At 37.9% G+C, this 21,710-nt stretch carries 20 protein-coding genes and 1 pseudogene; 14 read left to right on the top strand and 7 right to left on the bottom strand.

Annotation, left to right across the window (positions count from 1 at the left end; genetic code table 11):
- Positions 1-16 precede the first annotated feature (16 nt).
- The 7 genes from lpxD to DRF67_RS03670 all read left to right on the top strand — a co-directional run bounded on the left by lpxD (position 17) and on the right by DRF67_RS03670 (position 6,503).
- A complete protein-coding gene (lpxD, locus tag DRF67_RS03700) occupies positions 17-1,048 on the top strand; it encodes a UDP-3-O-(3-hydroxymyristoyl)glucosamine N-acyltransferase (protein WP_115926764.1) in 1,032 nt (343 codons plus the stop codon).
- Positions 1,041-2,438: a bifunctional UDP-3-O-[3-hydroxymyristoyl] N-acetylglucosamine deacetylase/3-hydroxyacyl-ACP dehydratase gene (locus DRF67_RS03695; protein WP_115926762.1), complete on the top strand. Its 1,398-nt coding sequence runs from the start codon at positions 1,041-1,043 to the stop codon at positions 2,436-2,438. Before lpxD ends, DRF67_RS03695 begins: the two co-directional genes overlap by 8 nt.
- Complete coding sequence (gene lpxA / locus DRF67_RS03690; RefSeq protein ID WP_115926760.1) at positions 2,439-3,233, top strand: acyl-ACP--UDP-N-acetylglucosamine O-acyltransferase; 795 nt, start codon at positions 2,439-2,441, stop codon at positions 3,231-3,233. It abuts the gene before it with no gap.
- Positions 3,234-3,317: 84 nt separating this feature from the next.
- On the top strand, positions 3,318-3,884 hold the full coding sequence (gene efp / locus DRF67_RS03685; RefSeq protein ID WP_105701012.1) for an elongation factor P: 567 nt from the start codon (positions 3,318-3,320) through the stop codon (positions 3,882-3,884).
- A gap of 67 nt (positions 3,885-3,951) precedes the next feature.
- Positions 3,952-4,854 (top strand): UDP-3-O-(3-hydroxymyristoyl)glucosamine N-acyltransferase, encoded by a 903-nt coding sequence (locus tag DRF67_RS03680; RefSeq protein WP_115926758.1) that lies wholly within the window; start codon positions 3,952-3,954, stop codon positions 4,852-4,854.
- 90 nt (positions 4,855-4,944) lie between these two features.
- Complete coding sequence (gene sucD, locus DRF67_RS03675) at positions 4,945-5,817, top strand: succinate--CoA ligase subunit alpha (RefSeq protein WP_077419253.1); 873 nt, start codon at positions 4,945-4,947, stop codon at positions 5,815-5,817.
- A gap of 17 nt (positions 5,818-5,834) precedes the next feature.
- Entirely contained in the window at positions 5,835-6,503 is a 669-nt protein-coding gene (locus DRF67_RS03670; protein ID WP_115926756.1) for a porin family protein, read from the top strand.
- Positions 6,504-6,633: 130 nt separating this feature from the next.
- On the opposite strand, the gene DRF67_RS03665 is transcribed toward DRF67_RS03670, so the two are convergent.
- From DRF67_RS03665 to DRF67_RS03655, 3 genes are all read right to left on the bottom strand, one after another.
- Positions 6,634-7,944 (bottom strand): ABC transporter permease, encoded by a 1,311-nt coding sequence (locus tag DRF67_RS03665; protein ID WP_115926754.1) that lies wholly within the window; start codon positions 7,942-7,944, stop codon positions 6,634-6,636.
- A gap of 4 nt (positions 7,945-7,948) precedes the next feature.
- Complete coding sequence (locus DRF67_RS03660) at positions 7,949-8,860, bottom strand: ABC transporter ATP-binding protein (RefSeq protein ID WP_115926752.1); 912 nt, start codon at positions 8,858-8,860, stop codon at positions 7,949-7,951.
- 106 nt (positions 8,861-8,966) lie between these two features.
- Positions 8,967-9,317, bottom strand: a complete 351-nt coding sequence (locus DRF67_RS03655) for a T9SS type A sorting domain-containing protein (protein ID WP_115926750.1) — start codon at positions 9,315-9,317, stop codon at positions 8,967-8,969.
- Between the two features lie 118 nt (positions 9,318-9,435).
- Here DRF67_RS03655 and hemB point away from each other — a divergent pair, with 118 nt between their 5' ends.
- Positions 9,436-10,425: a porphobilinogen synthase gene (hemB, locus tag DRF67_RS03650; protein ID WP_115926748.1), complete on the top strand. Its 990-nt coding sequence runs from the start codon at positions 9,436-9,438 to the stop codon at positions 10,423-10,425.
- Positions 10,426-10,626: 201 nt separating this feature from the next.
- Here hemB and DRF67_RS21455 read toward each other — a convergent pair whose 3' ends face one another.
- The 3 genes from DRF67_RS21455 to DRF67_RS03635 all read right to left on the bottom strand — a co-directional run bounded on the left by DRF67_RS21455 (position 10,627) and on the right by DRF67_RS03635 (position 11,948).
- Positions 10,627-10,800 (bottom strand): hypothetical protein, encoded by a 174-nt coding sequence (locus DRF67_RS21455; RefSeq protein ID WP_165851734.1) that lies wholly within the window; start codon positions 10,798-10,800, stop codon positions 10,627-10,629.
- A 48-nt stretch (positions 10,801-10,848) separates the two neighbouring features.
- On the bottom strand, positions 10,849-11,577 hold the full coding sequence (locus DRF67_RS03640; protein ID WP_115926744.1) for a hypothetical protein: 729 nt from the start codon (positions 11,575-11,577) through the stop codon (positions 10,849-10,851).
- Positions 11,578-11,654: 77 nt separating this feature from the next.
- Entirely contained in the window at positions 11,655-11,948 is a 294-nt protein-coding gene (locus DRF67_RS03635; protein ID WP_185142043.1) for a TM2 domain-containing protein, read from the bottom strand.
- A gap of 224 nt (positions 11,949-12,172) precedes the next feature.
- On the opposite strand from DRF67_RS03635, the pseudogene lptB reads away from it, so the two are divergent.
- The 4 genes and pseudogenes from lptB to DRF67_RS03615 all read left to right on the top strand — a co-directional run.
- Positions 12,173-12,898: pseudogene (gene lptB, locus DRF67_RS03630) on the top strand (LPS export ABC transporter ATP-binding protein); the annotation flags it as partial.
- Between the two features lie 508 nt (positions 12,899-13,406).
- Positions 13,407-14,486 carry a baeRF3 domain-containing protein gene (locus DRF67_RS03625; protein WP_115926740.1) on the top strand — a complete coding sequence of 360 codons (1,080 nt, stop codon included), beginning with the start codon at positions 13,407-13,409 and terminating at the stop codon, positions 14,484-14,486.
- Between the two features lie 181 nt (positions 14,487-14,667).
- Positions 14,668-16,395, top strand: coding sequence for an ABC transporter ATP-binding protein (locus DRF67_RS03620; RefSeq protein ID WP_115927084.1), 1,728 nt, complete (start codon positions 14,668-14,670; stop codon positions 16,393-16,395).
- Between the two features lie 60 nt (positions 16,396-16,455).
- Positions 16,456-17,409 (top strand): helix-turn-helix transcriptional regulator, encoded by a 954-nt coding sequence (locus DRF67_RS03615; RefSeq protein ID WP_115926738.1) that lies wholly within the window; start codon positions 16,456-16,458, stop codon positions 17,407-17,409.
- 146 nt (positions 17,410-17,555) lie between these two features.
- Here the strand turns inward: DRF67_RS03615 and DRF67_RS03610 are convergent, their stop codons facing one another.
- Positions 17,556-18,047 carry a DinB family protein gene (locus tag DRF67_RS03610; RefSeq protein ID WP_115926736.1) on the bottom strand — a complete coding sequence of 164 codons (492 nt, stop codon included), beginning with the start codon at positions 18,045-18,047 and terminating at the stop codon, positions 17,556-17,558.
- Between the two features lie 182 nt (positions 18,048-18,229).
- Here DRF67_RS03610 and DRF67_RS03605 point away from each other — a divergent pair, with 182 nt between their 5' ends.
- Positions 18,230-18,814, top strand: a complete 585-nt coding sequence (locus tag DRF67_RS03605; protein ID WP_123912702.1) for a hypothetical protein — start codon at positions 18,230-18,232, stop codon at positions 18,812-18,814.
- 333 nt (positions 18,815-19,147) lie between these two features.
- Positions 19,148-21,568 carry a TonB-dependent receptor plug domain-containing protein gene (locus tag DRF67_RS03600; protein WP_115926731.1) on the top strand — a complete coding sequence of 807 codons (2,421 nt, stop codon included), beginning with the start codon at positions 19,148-19,150 and terminating at the stop codon, positions 21,566-21,568.
- Positions 21,569-21,710: the final 142 nt, after the last annotated feature.

Below are 21,710 nucleotides of genomic sequence, written 5' to 3'. Positions count from 1 at the left end.
CTTATCTTTGCAGAATATGGAATTCACAGCTTCGCAAATTGCAAGTTTTATTGACGGAAAAATAATAGGTGACGAAAATGCGCTTATTACAGGGGTTTCACCTATTGAAAATGGGGAATCAGGACATCTTTCTTTTATAGCACAAGATAGATTTTCTCATTTTTTGGATACCTCAAAATGCTCCGTAATCATCGTTTCGGAAAAACTTCTGGAAAAAAATAATTATAACACTACTTTAATCGTTGTAAAGGATGCTTATCTTTCTTTTCAGATCCTGATGAATCTTTATCAGGAAATGCGGGGAAGAAAAGAGGGGATTGAAGATGGCTCATCTATTCATGATACGGCGGTAATAGGAGATAAAGCATATATCGGAGCATTTACGTATGTTTCTGAGAAAGCAAAAATTGGGGAAGGATCACAGATCTATCCGCAGGTGTATATCGGAAAAGGAGTGAAAATTGGTAAAAACTGTAAAATTGACAGTGGAGCCAGAATTTATGATTACTGTATCATTGGTGACAATTGTGTTATTCATTCCAATACCGTAGTAGGAGGGGATGGATTCGGTTTTCAGCCCACTGCTGAAGGATTTAAAAAAATTCCGCAGCTTGGGAATGTTATTATTGAAGATGATGTGGAAATCGGCTCAAACTGCAGCATAGACAGAGCAACAATAGGCTCGACAATTATTGGAAAAGGAACAAAAATAGATAATCTGATCCAGATTGCCCATAATGTAAAAATCGGTCAGAATAATGTAATTGCAGCTCAGGCCGGCATTGCAGGTTCTACCACAATAGGCGATTGGAATCAGATTGGAGGTCAGGTAGGAATCGTAGGCCATATCAAAATAGGAAATCAGGTAAAAATTCAGGCCCAGAGCGGTGTGAATTCAAGTGTAAATGATAAGGAAACTTTGTATGGTTCGCCAGCCATCAGTTACAACGACTATTTGAGAAACTACGTTCACTTCAGAAACTTCACTGAAATAGTAAGCAGAATAAATAATCTTGAGAATAACTCAAAAGATCATACTAATGAGTGATATGCAAAAAACACTTCGGGAAGAGGTAACTCTGTCCGGAATTGGACTTCACACTGGTAAAGAAGTAAAACTTACCATTAAACCTGCCAAAGAAAACACAGGTTTTGTATTTGTAAGAACAGACTTGGAGGGGCATCCTCAGGTAGAAGCAGATGTAAATTATGTAGTAGCAACCGAAAGAGGAACAACACTGGAAAAGCTAGGGGTGAAAATTACTACATGCGAACATCTTCTGGCTGCCTTGGTAGGCTGTGATGTAGACAACGCTGTTTTGGAAATGGATGCCTCTGAGCCGCCGATCTTGGATGGGTCTTCAAAATACTTTGTGGAAGCTATTGAAAGTGTTGGGGTTGCAGAGCAGAATATTGCCAGAGAATATCTTGTAGTAAAAGAAGTGCTTACCTACAGTGATCCGGCAACGGGTTCAGAAATTACAATCATTCCTTCTGATACTTATGAAGTAACAACAATGGTAGATTTTGGGACTAAAGTATTGGGTACCCAGAACGCCACTCTTAAAAATATCTCAGAATTTAAAGACGAAATTTCATCAGCAAGAACTTTTAGCTTCCTGCATGAATTGGAAATGCTTTTAGATCACGGTTTGATCAAAGGCGGAGATATTTCTAATGCGATTGTGTATGTAGATAAAGATCTTACGCCTGAAACTACAGAAAAATTAAAGAAAGCCTTTGGGAAAGACAATGTATCCATCAGACCCAATGGAATTCTTGACAATCTAAATTTAAATTATCCTAACGAAGCTGCAAGACACAAACTACTCGACGTAATTGGTGATCTGGCTTTAGCAGGAGTGAAAATAAAAGGAAAGGTTATTGCCAACAAACCGGGACACTATGTGAATACTCAGTTTGCAAAAAAATTAAATCGTCAGTGGAAATTGCAGAAAAAGAAAAACGTTCCAGATTTTGATCTGACAAAAGAACCCGTATTCGATATCAACGGAATCATGAAGCTTATGCCTCACAGACCTCCGTTCTTATTAATCGATAAAGTATTAGAGCTTTCAGACTCTCACGTAGTAGGACTGAAAAATGTGACTATGAACGAGCCGTTCTTCGTAGGACACTTCCCTAAAGAACCTGTAATGCCTGGAGTTCTTCAGGTAGAAGCATTGGCACAGACAGGCGGTATCCTGGTATTGGCCAGCGTTCCTGATCCTGAAAATTATTCTACCTATTTCATCAAAATTGATAAGGTAAAATTCAAGAGAAAAGTAATTCCGGGAGATACGCTGATCTTCAAAATTGAGCTAATAGAGCCTATCAGAAGAGGTATTGTTCATATGCAGGGGTATGGATATGTAGGAGATACAGTGGCCGTAGAAGCAGAGCTTATGGCTCAAGTTGCAAAAAATAAAGTTGATTAAATGATTCATCAGTTAGCAGCCGTTGATAAACGTGCAAAAATCAGCAAAAATGTAATTGTAGAACCATTTACTACAATTGCAGGGGACGTAGAGATCGGAGAAGGTACATGGATTGGTCCTAATGTAACCATCATGGATGGAGCCAGAATAGGGAAAGACTGTAAAATTTTCCCTGGGACTGTTATTTCTGCGATTCCTCAGGACTTGAAGTTCGACGGCGAAGATACACAGACAATTATTGGAGATAATACCACTTTAAGAGAATGTGTCACCATAAACAGGGGAACGAAAGCTCTAGGATTCACAAGAGTGGGAAGCAATTGCCTGATCATGGCTACTTCACACGTTGCTCACGACTGTATTATTGGAGATAATGTGATTATCGCCAATGGCTGTGGAATTGCAGGGCACGTGGAGATCGGAGACTTTACGGTAATGGGAGGACTTTCAGCAGTTCAGCAATTTGGTAAAATCGGAAAACATACCATGATTTCCGGAGGATCATTGATCCGAAAAGATATCCCTCCTTATGTAAAAGTAGCAAGAGACCCTATTTCTTATGCAGGAATTAACTCGGTAGGTTTAAGAAGAAGAGGCTTTTCTAATGAAAAGATTTTTGAAATTCAGAAAATTTACAGAGCGATTTTCCAGATGAAAATGAACGTTTCCCAGGCACTGGCATACATTGAAAAAGAAATGCTGCCTACCGCAGAAAGAGATGAAATCCTGCAATTTATCCAGAACTCTCCAAGAGGTATTGTGAAGGGGTATGGTACCAGCAAAGACAGCAACTAAAGAGGACTGAAAGGTCAATTTGCAATTTATCAGCTAGCTGGATAGTCCAGTGAAGATTAAGTAAAAAAAAGATAATATATATTAATGGCAACAAGTAACGATATCAGAAAAGGGCTTTGCATTGAGTACAGCAATGATATTTTTAAAGTAATCGAGTTTCTTCATGTGAAACCAGGAAAAGGACCTGCTTTCGTAAGAACAAAACTAAAGTCAGTAACCAACGGTAAAGTAATTGATAATACTTTCTCTGCAGGACATAAAATTGACGAAGTAAAAGTAATTACAAGAAAGTTCCAGTATCTGTATGATGACGAGAACGGATTCCATTTCATGAACAATGATGACTTCTCTCAATTGTATATCAACAAAGAAATGATAGAGAACGCTCAGTTTATGAAAGCTGGTGAAGAGGTAACGATCATTTTGAAAGAAGCTGACGAAACCCCTCTTTCTGCTGAACTTCCACAGTCTGTATATCTGGATGTGATAGAAGCTGATCCGGGAGTAAAAGGAAATACAGCAACAAATGCTCTGAAAAACGCAATCGTTGAAACAGGAGCAAGAGTAATGGTTCCTTTATTTATTGAGCCGGGAGACAGAATTAAAGTAAGCACCGAAGACGGCAGCTACTTAGAAAGAGTAAAAGAATAAATACAATCTACATCAATTCGGTTTGCATCAGCAGTCCGAATTTTGTTTTATAAGAAAATCTATTGTTATGAGATTCCATTCTCCGCAAAAGCTTAAAACCATTGCTGATTTGATAGGCTCAGCATGGGTAGGGCCAGAAGACTTTGAAGTATTAGGGACCAATGAAATTCATATGGTAAAGCCAGGTGATATCGTTTTTGTAAACCATCCCAAATATTACGACAAAGCATTAAATTCGGCAGCCACCATTATTTTAATTGATAAAGAAGTAGAATGCCCTCCTGGCAAAGCACTTTTGGTTTCTGATGATCCATTCAGAGATTTTAATAAAATCAATACTCATTTTACCAGAATATATAATTTCACGGAAGAACTCCATGATGTTGAAATAGGAGAGGGTACGAAAATACACTCTTCTGCAGTGATCGGAAATAATGTGAAAATTGGAAAGAATACACTTATCTTTCCCAATGTTGTAATCGGTGACCGTACAGTAATTGGTGATCATGTGATTATCCAGTCCAACACTGTTTTAGGAGGTGATGCGTTTTATTACAGAAAAGTCAATGGAAATTTTGACCGCCTGATTTCTGTAGGAAATGTTATTATAGAAAATAATGTAGAAATTGGAAATGGCTGTACCATTGATAGAGGGGTTACAGATTCTACCGTCATTGGTGAAGGGTCTGTTTTAGATAACCAGATTCAGATCGGGCACGATACCGTTATCGGGAAAAAATGTCTGATTGCTTCTCAGGTTGGAATCGCTGGCTGCTGTATCATTGGTGATGAGGTGACATTATGGGGACAGGTAGGAATCGCTTCCGGAAATAAAATTGAGGCAGGATCTGTAATTCTGGGTAAAACCGGAGTAAACAGAGATCTGGAAAAGGGAACCTACATCGGGATGTTTGCAGAAGATTTTAAGACTTATCTGAAAAAAGAAGTAAAACTGAGAAATCTCAAATAAACAATTCCACAGGTTTTATCCAAAATCAAAGAAATTTGAGTAAATTTGTGAGCATTAATAAAATAATAAATAAATTAAAACAACAATAAAATGTCAATTTTAGTAAACAAAGATTCTAAAGTAATTGTACAAGGATTTACTGGAAACGAAGGTACTTTCCATGCAGGTCAGATGATTGAATACGGAACAAATGTAGTAGGTGGTGTTACTCCAGGAAAAGGGGGTAGCGAGCACTTGGGAAAACCTGTATTTAATACAGTAGCTGATGCTGTTGAAAAAGCTGGAGCCAATGTAAGTATCATTTTTGTACCACCGGCATTTGCAGCAGACGCAATCATGGAGGCTGCTGAAGCTGGTATTAAAGTAATTGTATGTATTACTGAAGGTATTCCGGTAGCTGATATGGTAAAAGTAAAATCTTATATCGCTGACAGAGACTGCAGATTAATCGGACCAAACTGCCCGGGAATTATTACTTCTGAAGAAGCTAAAATTGGTATTATGCCAGGATTCGTTTTCAAAAAAGGTAAAGTAGGTATCGTTTCAAAATCAGGTACCCTTACGTATGAAGCGGCTGACCAGGTAGTAAGAGCAGGTTACGGGATCTCTACTGCAATCGGTATCGGTGGTGACCCAATCATCGGAACAACGACAAGAGAAGCATTAGAACTATTCATTAACGATCCTGAAACTGAGGCTGTTGTTATGATTGGTGAGATCGGTGGTGGATTGGAAGCTGAAGCTGCAAGATGGTACAAAGCTAGCGGATCTACAAAACCGGTAGTAGGATTTATCGCAGGACAGACTGCTCCAAAAGGAAGAACAATGGGACATGCTGGTGCTATCGTAGGTGGTGATGAAGATACAGCTCAGGCTAAAATGGAAATCATGAGAGAGAATGGTATCAACGTTGTTGATTCTCCTGCTGATATCGGTGCTACTGTAGCTAAAATTCTAGGATAATATTAAAACCACATCATATGAAAAAACTTTTATTAGCCTCCGCTTTGACCCTGTCTGCTCTATCCTTTGCGCAAATGCAATGGAAAAATACCAGATTCGGTCTTACAGCAGGGCTCAACTATTCCAGAGTGGCCAATGCCCATAACCCTTCTGGTCCAAGATTCGCCTTCCAAGGTGGTGCTTTGGCCTTAATTCCCGTGGGGAAGGCAAATCAGTTCTTCATTCAGCCCGAAGTAATGTACTATGGTGCAGGAGAAACCGGAAAAGATAAGGACGCCAAAGGAAGAGATGGTTACGATGCAGTGTATGCCAATAACTATCTGAGTGTACCTTTATATTTTAAAGGATACTTTTCAGAAGCTGAATCGGAATTCTTTGGTATGGCAGGCCCGAGATTTAACTTTCTGGTAAGCCAGGATGTTAAAAACCCTCCGGTAGGCAGACCATATTATGATCCTGATGTTGCCGATCCTACAAACCCTGCCGTAAACGGTAAAGCGAAGAGCTTTAATTGGGGTATAGGATTAGGAGTAGGATATAGCTATAAAAGACAGGTTGAACTGGCTTTAAGATACGATTTAGGACTTTCAGATACATACCCTGGTCTTGCGAAAGAAAAAGGAGGTACTGACAAGAAAAAATCTGAGCAGGTTCTTGCATTGACTTTAAGCTACATATTCAAATAAACGATTTATTCAGAATATATAAAATCCCGGAAATTATCTTTCCGGGATTTTTATTTCATAGATGAGTAACTCATCTGTATGTACCTTGTTAAGTGATTCACTTCTTTGGTACTATTACTTAAGCTTTAGTCTATCCTTTGATCCATTTCCAGAGCTCCTTTAGTGTAGCCTTATTTCCATACATTAAAATCCCCACACGGTAGATCTTACCTGCCAGGAATATCATGAAAACAGTCGTAGTTAGTAATAATATAATAGACAGTGCGATCTGCCACGCGGGAACTCCAAAAGGGATCCTTGCAATCATGGCCACAGGAGATGTAAATGGTATGATTGACAGCCAAAATCCAAGCGGACCGTCAGGATTGTTCATCAGAGTGAAGCTTCCATACATTCCTAAAGTTAAAGGTAAAATGGCAAATAAAGTAAATTGCTGCGTTTCCGTTTCATTATCTACTGCAGAACCTATAGCAGCATAAATAGAGCTGTAGAAAATATATCCTAGAAGGAAGAAGACTATAAATACAAAAATAATTAACGGAAAATTCAACTCCAGCAAACTGTGTGAAACTTGGGTGGCAAGTTGCGCCATATCCAGCTTGTCAGAGATCTGCTCATTTCCCCCGGGAATATTTTTCTGAATGGATGAAAAACCGGTATTCAGTACCAATGCTCCGATCACGGACATCGTGATCCAGATCAGAAACTGCGTTAATGCAACCAGAGTAACCCCAAGAATTTTTCCCATCATCAGCTCAAAAGGCTTCACAGAGGATATAATGATCTCTACAACACGATTGTTTTTCTCTTCCAGTACACTGCGCATGACCCTTACTCCATAAATAATGATAAACATAAAGGTAACATACATCAAAACCATACTCAGCCCGGATTTTACCCCAAAAGCAAGATCCGAATCCTCTTTATTGTTATCAGCAACATTTATGGTTTTCAGACTGAAACTTTTATCAAGGCTATTAAGCTGCGTTTCCTCGATACCCAGTTGCTTGATCTTTTCTTTCTTAATAACATTGGATATGTCTGAAACAATCTTCTGTTTGGTATCAAAACCTATTTTGCTGTTGATGACCAGTCTTGTCTCTGTTTCCAGGTTGTCAAAATTATTATTTTTCAGTTCTGGTAAAATCAGAATACCATCCAGTGATTCATTTCCCTTCAGATTATTAACCTTGGATTTTTCGTCAGCAGCAGGAACAAATACATAATTTAACTTGTCGCCAGAGATAAGCTGGTTCCTGAATAAACCGCTTTTGTCTACCACTTCTATAACACTGTGAGATTCATTGGCTTTGAACATCAGGCCAATCACTGCACCAAAAGCGATAATCAGGACCGGAGCAAGAAGGGTCAGTATGATGAAAGATTTTTTCTTAACCTGCGTAAGAAATTCTCTCTTTGTAATTAAAAAAATATTTTTCATAAAATTAAGAATGATTACTTACGGCATTAATAAACACTTCATTCATGCTCGGGATCCTTTCGTCGAATGATCTTACTTTACCCACGTGTACCAGATCGAGAAGAATCTCATTCTGTCCCGATTCATTTTTCAGATCGAAAGAAACAAGATTGTTTTCATTTGAAAAATTGAAAATTTCGTACTTATTCCTGAAGCTCTCAAATTGATCACTGCTGACTTCTGACAGTGTAATCCCGAAAATATTTTTTTTAAACTTTTCCCTTACGTCAAATACCCTTCCGTCAATTATTTTCTTTGAATTGTTGATCAGTGCTACATAATCACACATTTCTTCTACACTTTCCATTCTGTGGGTAGATAGAATAATCGTTGTCCCATTATTTTTAAGATCAATGATCTGGTCTTTGATCAGATTGGCATTTACCGGGTCAAAACCGGAAAAAGGCTCATCAAGAATCAGAAGGTGAGGTCTGTGAAGCACTGTTACTACAAACTGAATTTTCTGTGCCATTCCTTTCGACAGCTCAGAAAGCTTTTTCTTCCACCATTGGTCGATATGCAGTTTTTCAAACCACATTTTGGCTTCGTTCAGGGCATCGCTTTTGCTCATCCCTTTTAACTCTCCAAAATACAGGATCTGATCACCTACGCTCATATTTTTATACAAGCCTCTCTCTTCGGGCATATAGCCAATATCTTTGATGTGATTGGAATTCAGTTTTTCTCCATTGATGAAGATATCTCCTGAATCGGCCTGGGTAATCTGGTTGATGATACGGATAAAGGAAGTCTTGCCGGCTCCGTTAGGCCCTAAAAGACCATAAATGCTTCCTTTCGGTACATGGATGCTGAAATCATCCAATGCGACCTTTTTTCCGGCATTATAGGTCTTTTTAATATGTTCTGCTTTTAGCATTAAATTGTTTTTTTACAATTAGTATAAAAAAGTGCCTAAAGTTACGGAAATATTGAAACAGAATTAATGTAAAAGAAAAAATCCTGATGATTATCAGGATTTTAATTTATTGTTTTACGATTTGAGTAACTTTCTGCGTATTGTCGCTCAAAATATAACGGATCATATACTTTCCGGGTTTTAATTTCTCAATATTGATTTCACCGGAATTCATATTGACTGTATAATTGGCGACCTGCATACCCAAAATAGAATAAAAAGTCACACTTTTGATTCTTAAAGAAGAATCTTTTGCCTTAATGATAAGGAAATCCTTTGCAGGATTTGGATAGGCAAGCAGTACACCATCGTCAGCTTTTTGCGTGATGGAATTCGGCTCTCTAAGCTGAGCTTTTAAATTGTTGGAAAATCCAACAAAAGTGCCTGTAAATAGAATTAAAAGTAAAAGTTTTTTCATCAAATTTATATTTTCTCGAATATATATAACAAATATAAAACATTCTACAATTTCATACAATAGTTTTTTATAGAACTTGTAGTAAATTTGCAGAAACTTATTCAAAAAGTATTCCAAAATGATACATTCAAGAAATAGAAGACTTAGAGTTAATGAATCTATCAGAGGTTTGATAAGAGAGAATGTGCTTACAACTGATGATTTTGTAATGCCTATCTTCGTAATGGAGGGCGAAAACATGCAGGAACCGATCCCGTCGATGCCGGGAATTTTCAGGCGGAGTATAGATCTAACAGTCAAAGAATGTAAAGAATTATTTTCTCTGGGTGTAAAAGCTGTCAATTTGTACATGAAAGTGTCTGAACACCTGAAAGATAATACCGGAAAAGAAGCGTGGAACAAAGATGGTCTGATGCAGCAGACGATCAAAGCAATCAAAGATGCGGTTCCGGGAATGGTGGTAATGCCTGATGTAGCACTGGATCCTTACTCCATCTATGGTCATGACGGGATTATTGAAAACGGAAAAATCTTAAATGATGCAACCAATGATGCATTAGCGAGAATGTCGGTCTCCCATGCAGAAGCAGGAGCTGACATTGTGGCACCCAGTGACATGATGGACGGGAGGGTACAGGTAATCCGGGAAGCTCTGGAAGAAAGTGGTTTTACAGATGTAGGAATTCTGAGCTATGCGGCGAAATATGCCAGCTCGTTTTACGGACCTTTCAGAAGTGCATTAGACAGCGCTCCAAAAGATAATATGGAAATTCCAAAGGACAAAAAGACGTATCAGATGGATTTCCACAACTCGCGTGAAGCATTGAACGAAGTCTATAAAGATATTGATGAGGGCGCGGACATTATTATGATTAAACCAGGACTTCCTTATCTGGATATTGTTTCCAAAGTACGAGAAGCGATCGATCTTCCTATTGCCGTTTATAATGTAAGCGGGGAATATGCCATGGTAAAAGCCGCAGCGCAGAACGGCTGGCTGGATAATGATAAAACCATTATTGAAAGCCTTACATGCTTCAAAAGAGCCGGAGCAGATCTTATCTTTACTTATTTTGCGAAGGAAGCAGCGATCCTGCTGAACAAATAACGGTTGGGATCCCAAGCCGGTATAAGGAGGTGGTGAAGTAATTATTGATAATCCAAATTGTGGAACCTGGTGTAAAGGAATTTGGTATCCGTGCGTGATGGAACATCTTGCCTGTCCTGATTAAATCCGGAGTTATATTCCTTATCAAAGAACAAAGGCTGCCTCAGTAAGAGGCAGCCTGTTTTATTCAGTCTATTTTCATTACCTTTCGGCACAGAACGGATGGTTTTCATCGATAGGATTTCCAGGCTCTTCCAACAGACAGATTTTGGTTGGGCAAAGGATCCATCCTGGAAAACAGTTTCCGTTAGCATTAGGATAGGTATAATACCCACCATTGATTTTCTTTAAATCTCTTTTTGTTAATTTTTTCATGGTAAAATATTTTATCAATTAGTTTTCAACTAAAATAACAAAATTATATCACATGATGTTGAAGTCTTTTCCTTTTGTAAATTTCGCAGCAAGAGGAGCCTGATTTCCTGAATATTTTAGAACAAAATGTTTTTGGGTATCGGTATTGAGTTTAGCATCTACTTCCACATCCTGAGTCTGAAAGCTGACATCCAGTCCGGTGTTCGAGTCTTTTTCCAGAAAAATTTCCACACTTTCTGCATAAAACAGAGAGGTGCTCAGGTAATTAAATTTGATGTTTTTTCTGTAGGTTTTAGATTTAGCCTGGGTAAACTGGGAATAATTTTTCAGGATTTCAATTCCGGGAGAATCGATATTTGTAATTCTCGACCTAGTCACATTATTGACCCGTACTGAAAAGTTCTTCGCATTTTTAATATCTCCATTGACTCCTATATTGAATAGAGAAGGCAGCGAAAGCCCGTATTCGATCATGCTTTCTTTGGTGAACTCAAAATCAGGGATCAGAGCCGGATGTTTTGGTGTATTGATGAGCTGATCTTTAACGGTGCTTAAAATTCCGTCAGAGAATAAATATCCGATCAGATTGTTTCCCGTAGTCCTCCAGTTGCGTCCGTTCCATTCAAAGATTTCACAAAGTAACGTATCGGTGGAAGAATGGGGGAGCAAATCCATATCCTGCCATTTGAATACTTCCTTGGCATAAGGCCGCCGGTTGATAATATTGATGCCTAGATCCAGCGCCAGCAGGTCCGTTAATTCCTGGTTATTTTCCATGTTATGTAATTCTTGATTTGGACTTATAAAATTATGGAAATAAATCTGGAAACGCCAGATAATGAAGGGTAATTATTTTACAACCATCCCTTTCGTCCATATACATACGTGTCATCAAATTGCTTGTCGCTCATAAAAAGATACAGAATACCTTCAATAAAAGGGATAATAGATGCTGCACCAAGAGTGACAATGTTAAGAACCAGCTGAATAATACCTTCTTTGGTATAGCCCAAATAGAACTTGTTTAATGCCAGCCAGCCCACAAGAATGCCTAATAGAGCTGCAGGAATTTTCTTTTCCGAACGGTAAGGGATATTGCTTTGAGTGTTTTGTGTATTTTCTGTTTTTGTGTATCCGTAATTTTCCATTTCTTATGATTTATAATTGTGTTGAACTGTTTTTTAATAGGTAGATGAAAATGACTGAAAGTTACAATATGGAATACGTGTCAGTATATGACACAGCAGATTTCATCTTGACCGGTTTTTTCAATTGCTGCTGCAATTTTTCTCCTTTTAGTATCATCCGTAGCAGTTTTGGGTTTCAAAAGTTTTTATTCCGGGTGAATTTATATTTTTGATATATTTGCCCTATGATTTTACGAGGAGAAAACTTAATCAAGGAATACGGTCCTAAAAAAGTTGTAAAAGGCGTTTCTGTACAGGTTGAACAGGGAGAAATTGTTGGTTTACTGGGTCCGAACGGAGCAGGGAAAACCACATCGTTTTATATGATCGTAGGGTTGGTTAAGCCCACTTCAGGAAAGATTTTCCTGGACAAGCAGGAAATCACCACAGATGCAATGTACCGTAGAGCCCAAAAGGGAATCGGTTATCTGGCTCAGGAGGCTTCTGTTTTCAGAAAACTTTCTGTAGAGGAAAACATAATGGGAGTCCTGCAGCTGACCAAACTGTCAAAACGTGAACAGCAGATTAAATGTGATGAGCTTATTGAAGAGTTTTCTTTACAGCATGTCCGTAAAAACAGAGGAGATCTTCTTTCAGGAGGAGAAAGACGTAGAACTGAGATTGCACGCTGCCTTGCAACCAGCCCGAATTTTATCCTGTTGGATGAGCCTTTTGCAGGGGTAGACCCAATTGCAGTAGAAGATATTCAGAAGATTGTACGAAGCCTCGTCGATAAAAATATCGGAATTCTGATCACCGACCACAACGTACAGCAAACCCTTGCAATTACCAATAAAACATACATTATGTTTGAAGGAAAGATCCTGAAAGAAGGACTTCCGGAAGACCTGGCCAACGACCCGCAGGTAAGAGAGGCCTATCTGGGTGAAAACTTCGTATACCAAAGTATTCTTGATAAACCCAAGAAGAAGAAATATGCCTATAACATCTGGGCCGGTAACTTTGATTCTAAAGCACAGCTGCAGGGTTTTGTTGATGAAAATTTCAAACAGTTTGATGATCTGAGACTGATGTATGGTTTTGAAGATATCAGCTTTGCTTCATTAGCCAATTCTGAAATCGAACATATTTTTAATGACGTTGTAGATAAAAATGCCAACAACGCGTTTGTTTTCCAAAGAAAAGAAATTAATAGTCAGTATTCTCTGGAACAGGCCGAAGCAGATTCAAAAGAGGCCAGCAGGTCCGAACTGCATTATCTGACCACCTACATGTACGAAGGATAAGACATTAGACTACTTTTTAAGCTGGAAAGACAGACTGTAATTCCTATGTTTAATTTTTATTTTTTTTAATTCAGATCTGTATCGCAGACTTTAAAGGTGTAGTTTTTGTATATGTTAGTGCGATCGGGGTAAAAGCTACCATCGAATTCACTACAATCAAAAAATACAAATTATGTCATTACAGGAAAAATTACAAAAACTAGCCCATGAAACCAATGAACCTTGTGTAAGTATTTCACTGAATACACATCGAACATTTCCGGAAAACCAGCAGGATGAAATTGTTCTTAAGAACCTAATCAAAGAAGCAGAAAATCGTGTGATTGATGAATATGGCAAAAGACCTGCAGCCGCAGTACTGGAAAAACTGGAAAATATTGCCGGCAAAATAGATCATCAGCACAATCTTGAAAGTTTACATCTTTTCTTGTCTGCGGATACCGAGGAAATCATAAAGTCTACCTGGGAGTCACGAGGAAATGTGGTTGAAGTTGATGAAAAATTTGCAGTAAGGCCTATTATTAAGGCGGCAGTAAGAGCTCAGGAATATCTTATTCTCGTATTGACCCAGAGCGGTACGAAATTGTATGAGGCATTAAATGACTCTATTGTCAGCGAAATCCGGGAAGATGGGTTTCCGTTTCCGCAGAATCCTTTCTATATCACGCATTCCGATGTGAGAAGTGATGCCAAGCAGGTAGACAATCAAATCAAAGAATATTTCAACAGGGTTGACAAATCCGTAGTCGAGATTCATAAGAAACTGAATCTTAATGTTGTGGTGATTAGTACTGCAGATAATTTCAGTAAGCTTTTGGAAGTTGCTGATATGCCTCAGATCTATATAGGTCATCAGAACAAAAATTATGATTCTGCAGAAGAACATCATATTGTAGAGCAGGCCTATGAAATTGTGAAGGCTCAGCAAAAGGAGAAACGTACATTAGCAATAGAAGAAGTGAAAGAAGCTGTTGCCCAGGGTACTGTTCTTACAGACTTGCAGGAAATTTATCAGGCTGCGATTGATGGAAGGGGAGATCTCTTAATTGTTCATCAGGATTTTGAACAGCCGGTAAAAATGATTGATGAAAGAACATTTGAATATGTTGATGATTCAAAAGAACCCGGTGTGGTCGACGATATTGTCTCTCTTATTTCCTGGGATGTGTTTTCAAAAAAAGGAAGAGTTCACTTCACGCATCAGGATGAGCTTCTGGAATTGGGAGAAATTGTTTTGAAAACAAGATACTAACCGACCGTATATAAAATAGAATGGGCCTGCATAATGCAGGCTTTTCTTATGAATTTTAGCAAAAAAGCCTTATTTTTACTACATCTCTTACTATACATTTATGGCAAAACCTTTCAACAGAACCGTCACCCTATTCGGAATTTATAAGCAGCTTGTCCCCTTTATCAGACCTTACAGGCCTATGATTTATGGTACCCTGTTTCTTACTTTTCTGGGAGCTCTGGCGGCGCAGGTAAACCCGATCGTTCTGAAGTATACTGTAGATGAAGTGACCGAGCTTACCCACCTACCTCATCCGATGTCTGAAGGGATACATATCCTCATCATTATTTCCATTATTTTACTGGGGAAGGAACTGCTGAATATTTTTATCAATTTCGGCCAGAAATTTTATGGTGAAAAGATCCGGATCAACGTGAGTTCCGTGCTTGCACAGTCAGCCATTGATAAAATTCTGACCTATAGGGTGGCTTACTTTAACGATGAGAATCATGAATCGGGGAAGCTGCAGATCAGAATAGACCGTGGGATTGAAAGCCTGACAAAATTGGTTCAGAATTTTTTCATTGATATCCTTCCGCTTTTTTCCAATGCAATTATTGCCCTGATCATTATGTATATGCAGAATCTATACGTGGGATTGGTTTCTACCATTATTGTTCCGATCTACTTTTATATAAGTTCTCTGCAAGCAAAAAAATTGGGTGGAGTCCGTCGTCAGCTCAGAAATCAGCGTGAAAAAAAGACGTCCGGACTTTTAAACCTGATCAATTCCATTATGGTGATTAAAAGTTTTGTGCGTGAGAAGTTTGAGGGTAAAAAGCAATATGATTTGCAGATGCAATTGATGGAAAGCCAAATGTTCACCAGAAAAACCAATTTTATTTATGATGGGCTGAAAACTTTTATCGAACAGTTTGGAGTGGTTTTGATTATTCTTTTAACGGTTTACCTTGTTCTCGACCAGCAGATGACCATTGGTGCAATTATGCTTCATATTATGCTTTTTAACAATGTTTCAGCACCTATACGCCAGCTGCACAGGATCTATGATGACATGAATGATGCGATGATCTATGCTGAAGGCTACTTCGAGATCCTAAATGCTGATGATGAAACAGAAGCCAACGGATCTTTTACAGAAAAAAAGATTAAAGGTACATTTGAGCTTAAAAATGTTGATTTTACGTATCCCAACGGGACACAAGCATTGCATAATGTTTCCATGAAGATTGAAAACGGAAAAACAACGGCTCTGGTAGGGTTAAGTGGTGCGGGAAAATCAACGGTCATTAATCTTTTATGTAAATTTTATCTGCCGGATTCCGGAGAAGTTTTGTTGGATGAGGTCAACCTTAATGAATACGACAACACCTTTTTAAGAAGTGATCTCGGTCTTGTGCTTCAGAGAAACCATATTTTCCAGGGAAGTATTGAAGATAACATCCGTTACGGAAATATGAATGCTGATTTTGAGGAAATTCAGCAGGCAGCCAAAAAAGCATATCTGCATGAGCAGGTTATGGATCTTCCTGATAAATATCAACACGATGCTACCCAGTTGTCAGGAGGTCAGCAGCAGAGAATTGCTATTGCAAGACTGTTTTTGAAAGATCCCCCGATTATCTTTTTGGATGAACCGACAGCGAGCCTGGATGCTATTGCAACTGAACAGATCAAAAATTCTCTGGATGCAATAAAGGCCGGCAGAACAGTTGTTATTATTTCACATTCCCTGTCTCAGATCTTAGATTCCGATACCATTTATGTGATGAAAAAGGGAAGGGTGGTTGAAAACGGAACTCATGATGAACTTTACGGTAAAGATGGCACCTACCGGGAGATTTTTGATGCATCGGCCCGAAGCTTAAACCTGGATAAGCTGGTGAGCACTTATAAAGAAAATTAAACTAAAAGTTATTGTGTATAAGCAATACCTCACAAAAGAAATTTAATTTTGTTGAGTACTATGAACGATCACTACCTTAAAAAACTGGACCGGGTAACTGCGATTCTTACCCAGCTGCAGTCTAAGCCCATTGTAAGAGCACAGGACCTGGCCGAAAAATTTGATGTAAGCATCAGAACGATCTATCGTGATGTAAAAACACTGGAAAATGCCGGAATTCCTATTGTAGGTGAAGCAGGTAATGGATATTCTCTGATGGATGGTTATAAGCTTCCGCCCATTATGTTTACAAAAGAAGAAGTTTTGAGCTTCATTACCGCCGAAAAACTGATGCAGAAGTTTTCGCATCAAAGTCTGGGGAATCATTATCAGGCTGCTATGGAAAAAGTTCGTTCTGTGTTGAGGCATTCGGATAAAAACCTCATACAGAATATTGAAAAGCAGATTGATGTTTTTAGCTTCCATAACCATGGCGGTGACTCGCTAAAAAATGTAATTCCTATAATTCTTGAAAGCATTGCGGAAAAGACTCAGTTGAATATAGAATATCAGACCGTAGACTCCAGGGTGACCAGCAGAACCATTGAAACGGTAGGCATTTTCTTTGAGTTCAATTTCTGGTATATCATGGCATTTTGTACTTTAAGAAAGGACTTCAGACAATTCAGGGTAGACAGAATCTTACAGATCACCAAAACACAACACCCATTTTTACAGGAGTATGGGCAGGTGAATGACTACCGCAAAAGATCAAATGGAAATCCAGTGAGAGCAAAACTTTTGGTAGACAAAAAGATCATGTCTCATCTGGTGAATTCCAAAAAATATTATGGATTGGTTGAAGAGGTGGAAACCGACAAGGGAATAGAGCTCACCTTTGAAACAGAATGGATTGATGATGGATTTCCCCGTTGGCTGATTACTTTTGCTGATTATGCCACTGTTTTGGAGCCGGAAAGCCTTCGGACAAGACTGAATGAGCTGCTGATTAGGATGACTGAAAGACATCAATAAAAACCCCAACAAATATTGTTGAGGTTAGACTTGACTTTATTGAGGCAAAAATAGATGAATGGTTTATGGTGTTGAAAGTGAAAAAAGACAAACAATGAATACATCTAAATCGTGTATTCTCTGCCTTTTTACGCTTTATAATTATATTAAAATCTTTCCCAGAAGAAAGGGGGTTCGATGTTTAAGGCTCTCAGATATACATAACCCTGGCCACGGTGGTGGATCTCGTTATCAATGAAATAAAGGATGTTCTGATATACCGGGAATTCATATTGTCCGAACAGATTGAAGGTTTCCTGGAAACGCTCTTCTGTAATCTGCCCAAAATACTGATTGATCACTTCCGTTTCTTCATCCCATTTATTTAAGATTTCTTCTTTGGTTTTGGGATTGAAAGCTTCTTCACTATAGGCTTCCATATTTCCTTCAACAATTCCTTTTAGCGCCGGCCCTGCAATGCTGATCAATTCTGTTGCCAGTTTCGCGAATGGTCTCATGCCTCCAACTGAAAATTCAAATAATTCTTTTTCTGGAAAAGATTCTATTACTCTTCTGGTAAGGTTTCTGTGCCCTTGCCAATCTTCTAATAACTGATCAGATGTCATGAATTGTTTTGTTGCTGTTGCTGTAGTTGTCATAATAGTATGGTTTTTGTTTGTTGTTGATACAAAGGTAAGAGCAGATAATGACAACAGTTTGTCAGCAGGATTTTTAATATTTAAAAAAATATTTTTTCTTTGCTAAAATATCCGGACCTACTTTTCCGTTAGAAAGAAAGTGAATTAGTAAAAAACAGAAATTGACCTACCAGAATAGAATTATGAAGATGTACACTATGCCTGTTATGGCAGCTCTTTTATTAATGTCATGTAATAAAATAGAGGAAAAAATAGACCAGACTGTTCAGAAGACCACTGAAACGGTACAACAGAAAGCCCAGCAGGCGGTAGAGGAAACTGTTAAAAAAACGGTCAGTGAATCTATAAATTCTTTAACCAGTTCTCAGGATATAAAGTTTAATGAGGTTTTTCCTGATGCAGGAAAATCTGTAGTCTCAGAAGAGCGTGGAAAGAAATTTACATTTCCCAACGGTACAGAAGGGTTCATCTTTAAGTATAAGGCTGATATCGCTGTACTGCTTCCGTTCCTGGAGAACCAGCCTACTTCCAATGAAAGTAAATCTGAAAAGAAAGCCCGCCAGATTGACGGTCAAAGTATCATTGATAAAATAAGCTTTATTTCAAAATTTCTTCCTGAAAATACAATTGATACGAGCTTTTTGGAGGATATCAGGACGGATAAAGATATTCAGTATTATAAACTGAAAAGATTCCCTAACAGCAGTACAATCATCTACAACCCAAAAAATCAGACCATCATACAATACGTAGAGGTAAATAAATAATTTGGATTGGCCGGTTTTTACCGGCCGTTTTTATACCCTGTCATTGCAAGCCATTGGCGAAGCAATCCCAACCCGTTGAATACTACTTATCAGAAAGAATGAAATCATATTTATTTCTGATGTGGATGAATTAATTTTTTTATACAAACATGACGTTATTGATTTATTTTTTTTCATGTTATTAATAAATAACTTTATGTTTTGTAAATTAATTGTTGTTTTTATTAAATGGTATAGTTTTCGTTAATATGTAAATGAATTATTATATAATGATTCGTTTTTATGTTTAATATTAATTTTTTTACTAGATTTATTGAATAATTATCAATTCACATGGTAGAGAATTTATTTAATAGAAAAATTTATGCATTAGTATTAAGCGGAGCTGGTGCAATGGGATATGCTCAGGACAGCATAAAACAAAATAAAATAGATGAAGTTGTGGTTACAACGGGTAGAACTAAGCCCAGGACCATCATTACCTCAGCAATTCCTATTGATAATATTTCTGCTGTACAATTAAAATCCACAGGACAAACTACTTTTGATAAAGCTTTAACCTATGCTGTTCCATCTTTTAATTCATCACAACAAACTGTTTCTGATGCAACGGCTCATTTTGATCCGGCAGATTTAAGAGGATTAGGCCCATCCAGAACATTGGTTTTGGTAAATGGTAAAAGAAAAAATCAAAGTGCTTTAATTTATGTAAATGATACCCCTGGAAAAGGTGAAGTAGGTACAGATCTTAAAAGTATTCCTTCAGCAGCCTTACAAAACGTAGAGGTATTGAGAGATGGCGCATCTGCACAATACGGTTCTGATGCTATTGCAGGAGTAATCAATATTATTCTTAAGAACAGTGTTGGAAAAAGTACAGTCAATCTTTTTTCAGGGATTACTTCGGAAGGAGACGGCTTTAATATCGGAGCAGATTTTAATACTGGAATCAGAGTTGCCAAAAATGGAAGTCTGAATCTTACATTCGGATATTCTTCCCAAAATAAAACTAACCGTGCAGGTACTGTTACAAAAGATGACCTTTTTGGTGTAGATAATGCCTGGACGCAAGCTAATCCTGGTCTGGGAATGATTATAGGGCAGCCGGAAACAAAAGTGGGTAATATGTTTGTCAATTTTGAGTTGCCAACAGGTGAAACAGGCAAATTTTACACTTTTGGGGGTACAACTTACAGAAGTGGGACCAGTTTTGCTTTGTACAGAACTCCCTATTGGGTAGCTTCAGATTTTGGTTTATTAACTCCACAAGGACAACCTTACAATGGATTTCAACCGCAATTTAAAACAGATGTTTACGATTATAATTTAACCTCCGGGTGGAAAGGCATGTTTGGAAAGTGGAATTTTGATGGGAGTGCAACCTTTGGTTCTAATGCCGTAGATTATGCTGTAGCAAATACCATTAATACATCTTTGGGAGCCAATTCACCAACCCGTTTTAGAGCAGGAGGTCATCAGTTTAGTAATATCATAGGAAACATAGATATCAACAGGGATTTTGGTGCGGTTGTTTTAGGAGTCGGAGTTGAAGGGCGTAATGAAAACTATCAAGCTAAGGCAGGTGAGGAAGCGTCTTATATAGGAAGTGGTGCAGAATCATTTCCAGGGTTGCAGCCTCAAAATGAAGTCAATAAAAACCGTCAGAATATTGGAGCGTATCTGAATGCTGAATGGGATGTTACGAAAAACCTGTTGATTGGAGGAACTGTGAGATATGAAAACTTCAGTGATTTTGGAAATAATGTTTCCTGGAAAGGAAATGCAAGGTATAAGTTGTTAGATGATAAATTGGTGTTCCGAGGGTCTGTTTCTACGGGATTTCGTGCACCTTCATTACACCAGATTTATTATTCCAATGTTCAAACCAAAATTACAGGAAATACTGTAGCTAATCAGGGTACTTTTAATAATGACTCTCAAATTGTAAGATCTGATCTTGGTGTAGCCAAATTAAATGCTGAAAAAGCTTTTAACATTACTGGGGGATTTGCCGTAAAACCTTTTAAAAACCTAACGATTACAGCAGATTATTATAGAATAAAAATTAAAGACCGGGTACTTTTCTCAGGAGATATTGGTTACAAAACCGGTGCTCCGGGTAGCCCGGATATAACAAACCCCGTGGAAGTAATATTAGACAATAATAAAATAACCTCTTTGAAGTTTTTCACCAATGCGGTAAATACAGTTACTCAAGGGGTAGATTTCGTTGCAAATTATTATACTTCCGCTATAGGCAAAGGAAGATTGGGAGTTATTGCTGCTTTCAATTATAACGAAACTAAAATAGTAGATAATATTGCCGTTCCGCCTATTTTGGCTGAAAATGATTACTCAGAAAACTTTTTTGATAGAAAAGAACAATCCAGAATTACTTCTGCAAGACCCAAAACAAAAACTATTCTTAGTCTTTCTTATGATATTTCAAAGTTTAACTTTAATCTTAATAATACTTATTTTGGTTCTGTTACATGGCAGCACGCAACTGATCCTGCCAAAGATCAGACATTTTCTGGTAAGGTAGTTACAGACATCGTTTTAACATATAAAATCACGAATGACCTTAAAATTTCCGGAGTTGTAAATAATTTGTTTAATATTTATCCGGATGTAATAGATAGCAAAGGAGATATAGTGACAGATCTTGGAGGAAGGTTCAAATACCCTTGGGAGGTGAATCAGTTTGGGTTTAACGGAACGATTTTTCAGCTCAATGTTAATTATACTTTTTAATCTATAAATAAAGGAATTGACATTGTTATGCTTAACAAAGGCGAGGCAATCTCAAAAAATATAAAACCCACATAAACAATTGGCTGACATTCATTCATAATGTCAGCTAATTGTTTTTTCACGCAGAATAGGAAGTTATTAC

The sequence above is a fragment of the Chryseobacterium pennipullorum genome (assembly GCF_003384725.1).
GTDB lineage: Bacteria > Bacteroidota > Bacteroidia > Flavobacteriales > Weeksellaceae > Chryseobacterium > Chryseobacterium pennipullorum.
Note: the sequence above shows the minus strand (reverse complement) of the source record. Positions and strands in the feature narration are given on the sequence as shown.

Excerpts from the sequence above, each read along its gene's own strand:
- lpxD (WP_115926764.1), top strand. The coding sequence starts at position 17 with ATGGAATTCACAGCTTCGCAAATTGCAAGTTTTATTGACGGAAAAATA.
- DRF67_RS03695 (WP_115926762.1), top strand. The coding sequence starts at position 1,041 with ATGAGTGATATGCAAAAAACACTTCGGGAAGAGGTAACTCTGTCCGGA.
- lpxA (WP_115926760.1), top strand. The coding sequence starts at position 2,439 with ATGATTCATCAGTTAGCAGCCGTTGATAAACGTGCAAAAATCAGCAAA.
- efp (WP_105701012.1), top strand. The coding sequence starts at position 3,318 with ATGGCAACAAGTAACGATATCAGAAAAGGGCTTTGCATTGAGTACAGC.
- DRF67_RS03680 (WP_115926758.1), top strand. The coding sequence starts at position 3,952 with ATGAGATTCCATTCTCCGCAAAAGCTTAAAACCATTGCTGATTTGATA.
- sucD (WP_077419253.1), top strand. The coding sequence starts at position 4,945 with ATGTCAATTTTAGTAAACAAAGATTCTAAAGTAATTGTACAAGGATTT.
- DRF67_RS03670 (WP_115926756.1), top strand. The coding sequence starts at position 5,835 with ATGAAAAAACTTTTATTAGCCTCCGCTTTGACCCTGTCTGCTCTATCC.
- DRF67_RS03665 (WP_115926754.1), bottom strand. The coding sequence starts at position 7,944 with ATGAAAAATATTTTTTTAATTACAAAGAGAGAATTTCTTACGCAGGTT.
- DRF67_RS03660 (WP_115926752.1), bottom strand. The coding sequence starts at position 8,860 with ATGCTAAAAGCAGAACATATTAAAAAGACCTATAATGCCGGAAAAAAG.
- DRF67_RS03655 (WP_115926750.1), bottom strand. The coding sequence starts at position 9,317 with ATGAAAAAACTTTTACTTTTAATTCTATTTACAGGCACTTTTGTTGGA.
- hemB (WP_115926748.1), top strand. The coding sequence starts at position 9,436 with ATGATACATTCAAGAAATAGAAGACTTAGAGTTAATGAATCTATCAGA.
- DRF67_RS21455 (WP_165851734.1), bottom strand. The coding sequence starts at position 10,800 with ATGAAAAAATTAACAAAAAGAGATTTAAAGAAAATCAATGGTGGGTAT.
- DRF67_RS03640 (WP_115926744.1), bottom strand. The coding sequence starts at position 11,577 with ATGGAAAATAACCAGGAATTAACGGACCTGCTGGCGCTGGATCTAGGC.
- DRF67_RS03635 (WP_185142043.1), bottom strand. The coding sequence starts at position 11,948 with ATGGAAAATTACGGATACACAAAAACAGAAAATACACAAAACACTCAA.
- DRF67_RS03625 (WP_115926740.1), top strand. The coding sequence starts at position 13,407 with ATGTCATTACAGGAAAAATTACAAAAACTAGCCCATGAAACCAATGAA.
- DRF67_RS03620 (WP_115927084.1), top strand. The coding sequence starts at position 14,668 with ATGATTTATGGTACCCTGTTTCTTACTTTTCTGGGAGCTCTGGCGGCG.
- DRF67_RS03615 (WP_115926738.1), top strand. The coding sequence starts at position 16,456 with ATGAACGATCACTACCTTAAAAAACTGGACCGGGTAACTGCGATTCTT.
- DRF67_RS03610 (WP_115926736.1), bottom strand. The coding sequence starts at position 18,047 with ATGACAACTACAGCAACAGCAACAAAACAATTCATGACATCTGATCAG.
- DRF67_RS03605 (WP_123912702.1), top strand. The coding sequence starts at position 18,230 with ATGAAGATGTACACTATGCCTGTTATGGCAGCTCTTTTATTAATGTCA.
- DRF67_RS03600 (WP_115926731.1), top strand. The coding sequence starts at position 19,148 with ATGGTAGAGAATTTATTTAATAGAAAAATTTATGCATTAGTATTAAGC.